7 protein-coding genes and 2 pseudogenes are annotated in these 12,413 nt (G+C 66.1%); 2 read left to right on the forward strand and 7 right to left on the reverse strand.

What is annotated here, in order from left to right; translation table 11 throughout:
- The first annotated feature begins 273 nt into the window (after positions 1–273).
- Positions 274–1,206: a hypothetical protein gene (locus tag ACFYP0_RS14930; RefSeq protein WP_386996308.1), complete on the forward strand. Its 933-nt coding sequence runs from the start codon at positions 274–276 to the stop codon at positions 1,204–1,206.
- Between the two features lie 242 nt (positions 1,207–1,448).
- On the opposite strand, the pseudogene ACFYP0_RS14935 reads toward ACFYP0_RS14930, so the two are convergent.
- Both ACFYP0_RS14935 and ACFYP0_RS14940 read right to left on the reverse strand, forming a co-directional pair.
- A pseudogene (locus ACFYP0_RS14935) lies at positions 1,449–2,621 on the reverse strand (IS21/IS408/IS1162 family transposase); the annotation flags it as partial.
- A gap of 446 nt (positions 2,622–3,067) precedes the next feature.
- On the reverse strand, positions 3,068–4,498 hold the full coding sequence (locus ACFYP0_RS14940) for an MFS transporter (RefSeq protein WP_355493326.1): 1,431 nt from the start codon (positions 4,496–4,498) through the stop codon (positions 3,068–3,070).
- A gap of 99 nt (positions 4,499–4,597) precedes the next feature.
- On the opposite strand from ACFYP0_RS14940, the gene ACFYP0_RS14945 reads away from it, so the two are divergent.
- The gene (locus ACFYP0_RS14945; RefSeq protein ID WP_355493655.1) at positions 4,598–5,092 is read left to right on the forward strand and encodes a winged helix-turn-helix transcriptional regulator; all 495 of its coding nucleotides are present in this window, start codon (positions 4,598–4,600) and stop codon (positions 5,090–5,092) included.
- Between the two features lie 147 nt (positions 5,093–5,239).
- Here the strand turns inward: ACFYP0_RS14945 and ACFYP0_RS14950 are convergent.
- The 5 genes and pseudogenes from ACFYP0_RS14950 to ACFYP0_RS14970 form a co-directional block, all read right to left on the reverse strand.
- Positions 5,240–5,515, reverse strand: a pseudogene (locus ACFYP0_RS14950) (NF041680 family putative transposase); the annotation flags it as partial.
- A gap of 692 nt (positions 5,516–6,207) precedes the next feature.
- On the reverse strand, positions 6,208–7,314 hold the full coding sequence (locus ACFYP0_RS14955; RefSeq protein WP_355493327.1) for an oxidoreductase: 1,107 nt from the start codon (positions 7,312–7,314) through the stop codon (positions 6,208–6,210).
- Between the two features lie 57 nt (positions 7,315–7,371).
- Positions 7,372–7,752, reverse strand: coding sequence for a MerR family transcriptional regulator (locus ACFYP0_RS14960; protein WP_386996311.1), 381 nt, complete (start codon positions 7,750–7,752; stop codon positions 7,372–7,374).
- Positions 7,753–8,625: 873 nt separating this feature from the next.
- Positions 8,626–8,994: a hypothetical protein gene (locus ACFYP0_RS14965; protein ID WP_355493329.1), complete on the reverse strand. Its 369-nt coding sequence runs from the start codon at positions 8,992–8,994 to the stop codon at positions 8,626–8,628.
- 769 nt (positions 8,995–9,763) lie between these two features.
- Entirely contained in the window at positions 9,764–12,283 is a 2,520-nt protein-coding gene (locus tag ACFYP0_RS14970; RefSeq protein ID WP_355493330.1) for a S8 family serine peptidase, read from the reverse strand.
- Positions 12,284–12,413: the final 130 nt, after the last annotated feature.

The raw sequence follows: 12,413 nt of genomic DNA on the forward strand, positions 1-12,413 counted from the left end.
GCTTCACACCGGATTCGCAGGCTCTCTACGGTCACCCGGTCGAGTTGCTGATCACGGGGGCTGCCGATGGGTGCTTGGGTCGGTCCGTGTCTCGCGTCGAAGGAGAACGCGCTGTTGATCATGGTTTGGCGGCGGAGTGGACTGGAAAATCGGCAAGCCCGAGTTCGCGAGCGGCGTCTGCCCGTCGGACCCCAATCAGCCCGGTAGTCGCTTCGGCGGACCACGTTCGGTGTGGCACGATCCCGGGCGTGGATCTATCTGGGGCAAGGTGACATGGCGCTCGACATCACTTACGGCCGACCTGATTTGCTGGCGGTGCGTAATGCGGCCCGGAAGGGTGACTGGCCCCGCCTGATGGATGCGATCAACGCTGACGTATCCGGTGACGAAGATCGGTCAGACCGCGTCGAAGTTGCCGTGCAGACCTTGATCGGGCGATGGAAGGCCGTTGTCCCGGCCCAGTTCGAGCAGTACATCGTCTCACTCGGAGCAGACGCTACCGCGTACCTGCTGCGGGGCGCGCTGGAAGTCGCACGGGCTTGGGTGTTACGCGGCGGGGCTCTTGCCTACTACACCCGCAGCGAGCAGATGTCGAGCTTCCACCAAGGTCTGCACTGTGCCGAGGAGTTGCTGCAGGCGTCGGCCGCGCTGGCGCCGGCGGACGCATCGCCCTGGGTGTGGCTACTGGAGCTGGCGCGAGGGCTGGAGATCGGCCCGGAGCGTACGGGTGAGCGCCGCGAGGAGTTGGCCAAGCGCAGTCCCTACCACTTTCGCGGGCACTATCAAGCGGTCATGTCCGTCACTCCGCACTGGGGGTATTCCGCCGCCTTCACGGCGCAGTGCGCGCGGGAGTGGACCGACGGCCATCCCATCGGTTCCCCGACTCACGCGTTGATCCACGTCGCGAATTTCGAACGCTGGCGTCGCGACAACACCGGCACGCCCCTGCGGAAGGACGTCGACGCTCTCGAACGCGCCCGGCAGGCGTCGACCCGGATGAACCTGGCAAGCTGCGAGCGGCCCGGCGAGATACTCGCTCACAACTACGCCGCCGCCTGGTTCAGCGTCATCGGCGACCGGAAATCGGCCCGGCCACACCTTGCCTTGATGCGGGGCCGGGTGACCCGATGGCCCTGGAACGACGTGGGCGCCAACCCCATGGCCGTCTACCGCGTTCACCGGCTGCGGGCAGCGCTCGGCATCTGATCCAGCGTCCCGTCAGGGTACCGACAATCGATGCGGTCGTGAGCCACTCGACCGTCAACGCGGGCCGCCTCTCGCGCACCACCGATCCAGACTTGACGGGCGAGGGTGTCTAGTTGTACTGACCACAGACGTTGGTGACGGGGAGATCTTGAAATAGGTGAGGGCCTTCGGGTTCGGTGTGGATTGCGACGTCCTACCCCGAACCAGCGGAGGCCCTCATGCCCAACCGTAATGCACCCTTGTCCGAGACCGGCCGGCTCCAGGCCGAACATCCGGTCGTAATCACTCAACGCTCGACGCTCGACGCTCGACGCTCGACCTGAGCATCGACGACTGGCACCGGGGTGTGCTGGGCGGCGGCACGCAAGTCAGCCGCCGCTTGGCGGTGGACCGGGTCGGTGATCGTCTGATGCCCGGCCCAACAACGCTCATGCCGGGCGACCAACCGGCCGTCGCAGGACACCTGGACCTGGTCGCAGTCGGCGGTGACCTCGATGCGTCGGCCAACGACCGACGGGTGCACCGAATAGTCGTTGGCATCCAACCGGACGTAATGATCACGTGGCAAGCGGGTGGCCTGTCGCCAGCCGACCACCGGAGCGACAGGCGGCAGTGACAACATCGCGGCCCGGTCGGCGTCCCACCGGTCCACCGGTCGGCAGCCCAACACCCCGGTGTTGGCGGTTGTTCGCCCGCGCCAACCAGTTGGTCAACTGGGCGTTGAAGTCCTGTGCTGAGCCGAACCGGCGCCCCGGCAGGAACGATGTCTCCAGACAGCCGTTGGCTCTCTCGACCAGCCCCTTGGCCTCCGGGTCCGCCGGCCGGCACTGGATCACCTTGATGCCCAGGGTCCCGCGGAAGGCGTTCATCGTCTCGGTCAACTGCGGCCGACCGGCCCGCCACTGCCCGACCGCGGACTCGTTGTCCCACACCAACGCCTTAGGCACCCGGCCCCATCCGGAGATCAGCATCCAATGCCCGACCAGCAGATCCGGCGACTGCCGCGACGGGATCATCACCGCCGACAACCACCGCGAGCGGGAACCACAGATCACACTGCGCCAACTCGCCCGGCAAATAGTCCGTCCGCTGGCTGGGGTCCGGGCGGCGGAACAACGGCCGCAGCTGCTGCACCCGATCGGCGAACACCGTCTTTGCCCCGGGTCCACCCGACCCGCTCCATGATCACCGTCGTCGGCATGTCCGGGAACTCCGCCAACAACACCCGGATCTGCGGCTCCACCGCATCCACGATTGAGCGCTTCACCGCCCGCTGGTAACGAGGCGGCTCATGACTGGCCAAGGCCTTCCGCACCGTGTTCCGCGAGACCTCCAGCCGGCGACAGATGGCCTTGATCGCCATCCCCTCCGCCCGGTCAACCGACGGATCTCTGCCAGTCCTCCACGCTCAGCACCTCCCGATGCTTCCGGAGGGGGTCAAGATTCAACCGGAACCACGTGGTCAGTTTTCAGGCGGAGCCGACAGAAGTCCGACGAGTTCCACGACGCCTGCGGGCCGAACTCGGCGCGGCCCTGCCGGGGGAGTGTTGCGACGACTCCTTTACTCGGCTGGTTTACGCTGTCAGCGACCTGGACAAACGTTCGTGAGCATGCCGCTGGGCCACCGGACTACTGGGGGTCAAGGGGTCGTCGGTTCGAATCCGGCCGTCCCGACTGGTATTCACCAGCGGATATAGAAGATCATGTGCGATCTTGCGGTAACGCTGGCGGCAACGGAGATCGCTTAACGTGGATCGCATCCCTCGATCCCGTCACTGCAGAGGTGCAGCCTCATGGCTGTCTACAACTACCGCCTCGCCAACGGCCAGACCCGCTGGTTCTTCATTACTGTTCCTCATGGTCAGGCCGGTGCCTGCGCGACCGCGGGTGCCTCGGTCGTTGTCTTGCTTCGGCCCAGGCCAAACGCCGTGATGACCGCCGCGAGGATAGCCGCGGCCGTGGGTAGGGCCAGCCCATTGCGGATCGCCTCCAAGCTGATCCCCTCGCCAGGCTCTGTGCCTAGCGTTGCCACACTTGCAGCGGTGACCGCGGAGATGCCAAGAGCCATGCCGAACTGCATCGAGGTGTAGAGCAAGCCGCCAGCCAAGCCGTGCTCCTGCTCATCGACACCGTCGGTGGCTGCCATGGTGAGCGGTCCGTAGGACAACGAGAAGGCCAAGCCCAGCAGGAGCATGCTCGGCAGCATCGCCGCGTAGGTCCAGTCCGACGCGACCGGCAGGAACAGCCCGTAGGCCAGCGCAGCGGAGATGATGCCGCCGAAGAGCACTCGCACCGCTCCGAACCGGTTGACCAGCCGCGGCGTCAGCGTCGGCGCGAGGATGGTGTCAATGCCGACCACCAGCATGGCCAGCCCCGTCTCGAGTGGGCTCCAGCCCCGCAGTTCCTGCAGGTAGAGCGTAACCATGAACTGGAACCCGGCGAACGACATCATAAACAGCAGCGCAGCCAGGTTGGTCCGCACCAGCGGCGACGACCGCAGGATGCCAAGGCGCACGAGCGGGTTCGCTGCGCGCCGCTCGATCAGGGTGAACACGCCCAGCAGGATGGCGCCAACGGCGAGAACGGTCAGGGTGATGCCGAATCCTTCCGTTCCATGCTCCAACCGGACCACGCCGTACGCCAGCAGCAGCATGGCTGCCGTGACGGTGACGGCACCGGCGAGGTCGAAGCCATGGACCCTTTGATTCTCCTGCGCGTCGTCCTTCAGCAGCGGAAGGGCAGCCAGCAGGATCAGCGCGGCGAGGATCACTGGGGCAAAGAACACCCACCGCCACCCGACGGAAGCCAGCACGCCGCCGGCGACAAGGCCGAGGGAGAATCCACCGGCGGCGGTGCCGGCGTACACGCCCAACGCTCGGTTACGCAGCGGACCCTCGGGGAAGTTGCTGGTCAACAAGGCCAGCCCGGCGGGGGCCATGAACGCCGCCGCCACGCCCGTGACGAAACGCGCGACCAGTAGCATCCAGCCCTCGCTGGCGAATCCACCCAGCCCGGAAAAGACCAGGAAAATCACCAGCCACAGCAGAAACATCCGCCGCCGGCCGAGCAGGTCTGCTGCCCGCCCGCCCAGCAGCATGAAGCCGCCGTACCCCAGCACATACGCGCTGACGACGCCGCTGAGCATCCCAGTCGACAGCCCGAGGTCCTCTCTGATGGCGGGCAACGCCACGTTCAGCATTGCGACATCGATCCCCTCTAGGAAGATCGCCCCAGACAATACGAACAAGACGCTCCACGCGCGCCTGTCCATGCGGGTGCCCAACGAAGACATATCAACTCCTCTCGGAGGGCACACGGATCCCTCCGGGTCTCCTGACGCATGCTGGTTCCTTCTTGTAACCATGAGCATCGTGAGGAACGATCGGTGGGTATGGAAGACGGAACTTTCGAATCCCTCGGTTACTGCCGGGATACCGACGCCGACTACGACGTCCTGCAGTGGGACACCCGCGAGGACTGCGAGGTCCGCCAGATCCTCGACCGGGTCGCCGACAAGTGGTCCCTGCTCGTCATCGCCCTGCTGGAGCGACGCAGCCTGCGCTTCACTGAACTGCGACGCATGATTGACGGAATCAGTCAGCGCATGCTTGCCCGCACCCTCCGGCATCTCGAACGCGACGGGCTGGTCAACCGGACGGTCCATCCAACCGTTCCGCCCCGCGTCGACTACGAACTCACCCCGCTCGGGGCGACACTGCACGAGACAATTCGGGCGTTGGTGACCTGGACCGAGACTCACCAGAACCAGATCGCGGCAGCGCGTGCCGCATACGACAGGCGGTCCGCCGCAGAACAAGCCGATGCGCAACGAGCCGCCGTCGAGCGCGAGGCTATCGCCCGGGCGGTGCTGTCCAGGCAACGCTGAGCCGGTTGGCTGGTGGCTTCGCGGGGGCCGCTCGTAGACAAGGCCGCTGGATCTTCGCAAGCCTCTTCGCCACAGTGCGTGACGCGTCCCAAAACCGGCCCAGCGTCGCGGCGACGCCGGGATGACCGGAGCCGCCTAGCTTGATCTTTAACCTGTTCGGCGTGGGCGGGGGTTCGTGGTCTTCGTCTTCTTGGTGCCTGGTTTGTTGGTCTTCTTGGTGGTCGCGATGTGGACGTCGTGACGCGGGGTGGGCTGGGTGTTGCGGCGGCCGGGTGGCCGTCCCGGTCCTGGCCGGGAGGGTTTCGGTGCGCCAGCGGGGCAGGTGGCCTTCGCGCGGAGGTGTCGAAACCCTCGCCGGACGCGGGCGGGTGACAGGCGCTGCGGTGGTGCTGCTTTCTCCCAGGGGCGGCGTAGGTCGGCGGCCGCGCGATCCGGCCTCCGGGCACAACGCGATCAACTCGGCTGGGGTCTGCACGGCTCCTCCACGTTCAACATGTGATCACCGACTGATGTGGATGCAAGCCGCCCAGACGCTCGGACTTCGCGGAAAGCGCTGGCGCAGCCGCGTGTTGCCGTCCGAGTGCACCACGCCGGCCAGCGCGTGGCGGCCCCGCTCTTCGCCTGTGCGCTCACCAGCATATGCACGAGGTTTCGCGGGTTGACGGGGTCAACGGAGTCCGGCGCTCCTCCGCCAGCAGGCTGGGAGACAGCGGGTGCCAGGCCTCGCACTGCTTGATCCTTGGCACAGTCCCGCATCTGTGTCGTCCTTAGGTGCTGCGCTTTGCCGGGCACCCGCGGGTCAAGCTTGGCGCGGTAGCGGCGGGGAGCGGTGCGAGGGCTCCTTTACTCGGCTGGTTTATACTTCACGCGACCTGGGAGAACGTGCTTGAGCACGCCGCTGGGACCCTCAACTACTGGGGGTCAAGTGGTGTCGTCGGTTCGAAGCCGGCGGTCCCGACGCAGCTCAGAGGGCCGATCCGGAATCCGGGTCGGCCCTCTTGGGCGTTCTGGGGACCAAGATCGGTCAAGTTGGCGGTGGCTGGCGCTCCTTGACCGTTGGTCAAGTCTCAAGCGTTACGCGGGAAGCCCGGTTTCTGGCAACCGACACCGGCAGCTCAGTGATACGTGTCCTCGTGGGACTTGCGGTAGTCGACGATGGCGTCGAGCTGCCCCGCGGCGGCGTGAGTGACCCAGGCGGGATTGCGCAGTAGGATCCGGCCGAGCGCGACGAGGTCGAACTCGCCGGCCGCCACCCGCTCGACCAGGCCGGAGACCGACTCGGGACCGCCGGGCCGCAGGAAGTCGCGGGTTAGGCCGACCGAGCCTACCGTGATCGTCGGCAGTCCGGTGAGCCGCTTGGCCCAGCCGGCGAGGGTCAGGCCCGAGCCGGGGAATGCCGGCTGCCAGAACCGCCGCTGTGACGCGTGCAGCGCGCTCGCGCCGGCCTCGGCGAATACAGTCAGGATCGCGTCCAGTTCGGCGGGGGTCTCCGCGATTTGGGCGTCGAACCGCCGCTCTTTGAACTGCGAGAACCGCACGATTACGGGCCGGTCGGCAGGGAACTGCGCGCGGACGGCGCGCACGACCGCGGCGGGCAACGCCGCCCGCCGCTGCGGCGAGCCGCCGAACGCGTCGGTGCGTCGGTTGGTGAACGGCCAAAGGAACTCGTCCAGCAGGTAGCCGTGCGCAGCATGGATCTCGACCGCGTCGAATCCAGCCCTGGCCGCCACCCTAGCTGCCTCGGCGTACGACTCCAACAACTCGTCGATATCGGCCAACGTCATGGCGTGGCTTGCGGGCCGGCCCGGCTCACGAACACCGGACGGCGTCCATGCCTCCAGCCCATCGACCGGCTCGCGCAGGCTGCCCAGGTGCCACAGCTGCGCGGCGATCCGGCCACCGGCGGCGTGCACTTCGTCGACAACACGCCGCCAGCTCGTCTCGGCGGCACCCGCGGTCATCCGCGGAACGGTGTCCTCGTGACCTGCGGTGGGATGGCCGACCCAGACTCCCTCGGTGACGATGAGCCCAATACCATGCTCTGCCCGGCGGCGGTAGTACCCGGCCACCTCGGGTGCCGGCACCCCGCCTGGTGAGTGGAACCGGGTCATCGGTGCCATGACGAATCGGGAGGCCAGCGGCAGACCGGCGAACGTGACCGGCTTCAGCAGCGGCGCCACCGGCAGGTTGACGTCCGGGCGCGAGGTGAAGATCGCTGTCATGTCCTCACCGTAGAAGTTGACACCAGTGTCAAGGACAAGCCCGTAGTGGCGCCGGTCTCAGGCCACAGTGCGCGCCGCGGGTCCGCCGGTGGGCTCGTCGATTGTCATGTCCTCAACGATGCGGTCCAGCGCCGAGACCGTACGGGCGAGCTGAGCCATCTCCGCGACGACGCGCTCGCGCTCTTCGCGGAGTCGGTCGGTCAGCCAGGACGTGCGGATGCCCGGGTTCGTCATGCAGGGCAGCAGTTCATACATGCGTCTGCTGCTCAGGCCCGCGTCGAACAGCCGCTGAATCAGCCGGACCCGCGCGACCGCCGCCTCAGGGAAAATCCGCTGGCCGCTCGCCGTGCGCATCGGCACGAGCAGTTCCTGCTGTTCGTAGTATCGGATCGACCGGGCACTCACCCCGGTCCGGGCCGCAAGCTCGCCGATCCGCATCGTGTTCCTCCCGCCCGACGTTCGTGGCTTCGACGCTGAAGCGCGAATCTACGCCGTCGTGGTCGCCGCCGTCGAGCGGTAGTCCGGGCCGGCCGCACCCCCGCTGTTTCCACCCTTTCGTGAGGCACCTAACACGCCAGCCAACAGGGCGCGTGATCTCTGCAATGCAGAGGCTGCGGCGTGCCCGTTGGTTGGGGATCGCGCCCGAGCTGTCGATCTCCGACGTCCATCCCACCGCCGGACCCATCATGGTGCTGCATGCCCGACACGGGGGCCGACGCCGGACCACCGCCGTGAACGATGACAACGCCGACCAGGGCGTGACCAGCGAGTAAGCGCAGGTCGGCGGTCTCAGCCGGATGCTACCGACAATTCCTGAACGCGCTGTGGTCGCGCAGCGTGACTCTCCCGGGGACCAGGTGGGGACCCAACGTGGTGCGCGATGGTGGCTGACATGCCGTGCTGTGGCAGCTCGGTGGCCCGACCTCTATGGCCATGACGCCCAGCTCTATCCCCTGTCTGAAGGGCTCATAGACGAGGCGTCAGGCCCGATCGTCTACCTCACGATCCCGTTCAACCGTTCCGACGAGGTATCGGCCGGAGCAGCACAGATGGCCACCGATCATGGGCTCGTTTGCTACGACCCACAGTGGGAGCATCTCCGCCCCGCCGCCGGTCACGACGACCGAGTCTGAAGGTCAGCACGGGCCATCTGTGGGCCAGTAACCGTGGCACCCAGCGGTCACGAGGGGGCACGAAACGCAGCCCGGCAAACCACCGGCCGTAGGCGTTTCGGGCATCACGCCCACCTGAACACGCTCTTCCAAACTGACGGTGTGGAAGCAGGAAGGGGGGAACGCGCGGAGCGCCGCGCTATGCGCGCTGGTCGCCAAGCCACCACGCGTCATGGGTCGTCCAGGCGCTCGAAGTACCCGATACCCGCAGAGTGACGCCGCCAACAAAGCCAAGGACCAGGTCGCCGTTGTCCGCCACGGTGACGGCATTGACGGTCAGATTCAGCACTTCGAGTAGCGACGACAACGCAGATGCCGGCTCCTCCGCCGCCAGGCCGACGACGAACGGCGGGGGCGGGATTACCTCGCATGTGGTGTCGATGTACAGCCGCAACTCGGTCGCCGTCATGGTTCCGCTGTTACTGGTGAAGGTGACGAAGGGCCAAGCCTGACGGATGCCAACCTCAGTGACAAAGAAGCCGACCAGCGAGTGCGGATCATGATTCATATCGCCAGGCTAGTGACCGCCCGCGGCGTGCCCGTTGCATGCCCGATGTGGCGGCCCGCGGCGGGCAACCAGGGTCAACGATGAGAGCGACGACCACGCCGTGACCAGCAAGTAGAGCAGGTAATTGGATCGCCGCCGACATCTGATCGACACTTCCTAAACCGTGCGCTGCGGGTAATCGAGCGTGTCAGCGTCCCGGGGACCAAGTAGGGACCACACGACCTGCGCGATGGTGCGCGGCACGACGTTGACCGCACGGCCTGATCTTGGGGATAGCGTGTGTGACGTGCGTGGACGTGTGGCGAAGCGTCCTGGGGGTCAAGGGGTCGTCGGTTCGAATTCGGCCGTCACGACAGACAAGAAGCCCTGGCCAGCGGAAACGCTGGTCAGGGCTTTAAGTTTGTCTATGGGTTTTGAACCGTCCTCCGAAAATCCCCCCATTTACCGGGGTCGGTAACCAGGTTCGTCATGCCTGCGCATCGTTGGGGGCAATGCGGGTGTGGGGCGTCGCCTGCGGTCGGCGCCGAGTCGCTCGAGGATGTCCTGAGACGTCGGGGCTTGGGCGGGTTTGGCGATGTAGTACGTGGCAACCCATCCGCTTGCCGGGCGTAGAGGCGGAACTTGGCGTGTTCGTGGTGCCGGCGTCGGTGGATCAACCAGGCGAGGATGTCGGCGAGCGCGTCCACCAGGGTCGTGATTTCTGCTCGGGCAAGGGCCTGGTCAGCCAGGCTCAGGTTCGCCTGAGCCTGGCTGACCAGGCCACATGTGGCTAGGCGTTGCCGGACCGTGCCCCCGGCAGCGTCCGCTCGGCGGTCAGCGTCATGGCGCCGCCCTTGTAGGACACCCGGAACATGTGGCCGCCCACGTTCAGGACCCGCCGTTCCGGCATGGAGTGGAAGTTGCCCTTGATCGAGGCCCCGCTCACGATCGTCAGTACCGTGCCCGGGGTGATGGGCGCGCGGACGTCCAGGGTGAGTTCGCCGTCCAGCACCAGGGCAGCCGTGGCCCGCACGCTCGTGTAGTCGCGGTCGCCGGAAATGGTGATGGCGAGGCGACCCGCTCGGCTGATGGTCACGTCGCCGCCGACCTTCAGGACGTTGCCCTGCGGAACGTCGGTGAGACTGACGGACAATGCGGACGCCGCTTCCGCGGCCGACAGGCCGGGCTGCAACACGCCGCTGTTGACGCGGATGCTGCCTCCCACGAAACCGCTGCCGCCGAGCGTGCCGCCCTTGACGGCGACCGAGCTTGCGTGCGAGCCGGCGATCGAAAGTTTGCCGCCTTCCACCGTCGTGCCGCCCTCGTAGGTGGCGTGGCCCGACATGATCAGCATCCCGGAGCCCTGCTTGGTCAAAGACGCCGTGTAGAGGCTGTTGTCGATGTTGTTCTGAATGAAGGCCGCGCGCGCGTCCATCCATTCCTTACGCCACTTGGTGGCGTCCTCATAGCTGATCTTGTCGTACAGTTCCGGGTGGCCGTTGGTGATGGCTTGGACGTAAGGATCAGCCAGAATGCCCTGAAGCATGAAGGCGTTTTCGCTGAGCTTGCCGTCCGGGCTCAGTACGTTGGGGCTGAATTCACCGGCGAAGGCGATGCCCTGTTTCTTGTAGGCTGCCAGCCACTCCCGATCCTCCCGCTCCCTTTCCTTGATCGCGATCTGGCTGATGTCGTTCGACCAGACGTCCAGGGGCGCCTTGTCCATGTTGTAGGTCATGGGGCCCAGGAACTGGCCGGGGCCGTACATGCCCTTGTCCAGATCGGGGATGCCCCAGCCCCAGCGCGCGTCCGGAACCCCGTCGGGAGCGGTCCAGGCGATGGATGCCCCGGAGGGGGAGGTCTGACCCGTGCCGAGGAACCTCACACCGTCGGACATCTTGTTGTTCGCCGTGGTGAACATCAGATCACGGACCTGCTTGGCGTCCATGTTCGGATAGCGGGAGAGCAGAACCCCCATCACCGCTGTCGCAACGGGCGTCGCCGGAGACGTTCCGCTCGAGTTCGAATAGTTGGTGTCGCCACCGCTGTTCGTGGTCCGAACACTGTTCGACGGAGTGGACACGGTCCACCATTTGGCGAGCCCTGCCTCGTTGTACCCGAATTGCTTCGTGTATTCGGGGTTGGCCGCAGTGGGAGGCTGCACCCCGCCGACGCATACCCACTGCGCCTCCGCCGCGGGATTGAAGAAGGGGTACGCCGGGCGGAAGTACGGGTTGCTCCAGTCGTTGTTGCCGGCCGACCTCACGTTGACGGTACCGCTGTCCTTGATAGCGTCCCAGATGGCATCCATGAAGGAGCGTCCGGGGTGGTTCGGGTTGTATTGAATACCGTCTTCCGAATAGCTCTTCTTGAAGAGGAAGTACTGGTACTCCAGGTCCTTCAGATGCTCGTTGGGGATGATGATCGCCATCGCCGTGGCGCTGGCGCTGTCCTTGCCGCGCAGTTGGTAAGCGTTGGCGAGGTTGCCATTGACCCCGAGGTCGTTACCCAGGCCGTCGAAGCGGCTCCTGTCAAGAGTCTGGACATAAGAGCCCCAACTGCTGTTGATGACCTGGGCGCCTGCGTCAACCAGGGCCTTATTGGCCGTACGCCAGTACACGTAATCGTGGAAGGGGCCGTGGGACTGGGTATCGGAACCGCCGGTCATGGCGACATACATCGTCGAGCCAAAGGCGATGCCGTGCTGCTCTTTGCCATCGCGAATGCCAGAGGTGACGCCAAGCATGCCGGTCCCGTGACTGTAGTCACTCGTTCGCGCCTGGTCGCCGGCCACAGTGAACCGCTGGCCCGCAGTAAACGGGTTCGACGGGGTTACTGCGTTCCGGTACCCGAAGCCGGACGTGCCGTAGAACCCCTCCGCTCTCACCGGAACGATCAGCCCGGTCTGGAATCCTTCGTGGGTAGGCCGGTAGCCCGAGTCCATCATGCCCAGCGCGACGTCCTGCCCGCGGTACCCAAGGGCGTAGGCGGTGGACGCGTTTACCGCGACGAGCTGCCAGGGGGAGTCGATCGCTGTGCCAGGGTTGGCAGGATTGTGGCCGGTGTAGTAGCCGTACTCCGGCGTTTCCCAACTGGCTTTAGCGGCACCCAGTTCCCCCGGCGTCCTGGCGACAAAGCCGGGGTCTCCCGGATACGCCGGGCCGCCGGCTGTGCTGCCGGGGGTTGATGTCAGGCCGGTCTTGGGCGATGCCGAGGCGAACCCGGCCGGAAACAAGGCGATGCCTGCGCCGGCAATGAAGGTGCCTCCCACTCGACGCAGTAAATCCCGCCGACTCAAGAAACTCATACTCATCTCCGATTCCTTCCGAAGGGTCGATCTCCAGTGGGCGGGGGTGCAGTCCTGCCGCCTTTATCGGGCAGCGAATTCCGTTGGCTTTGTTCGGGATCCCGACTGCCGCGCGAGCCGACGCATGGACGTCTGA

Source organism: Micromonospora arida, from assembly GCF_042873195.1.
GTDB classification, from domain to species: domain Bacteria; phylum Actinomycetota; class Actinomycetes; order Mycobacteriales; family Micromonosporaceae; genus Micromonospora; species Micromonospora arida.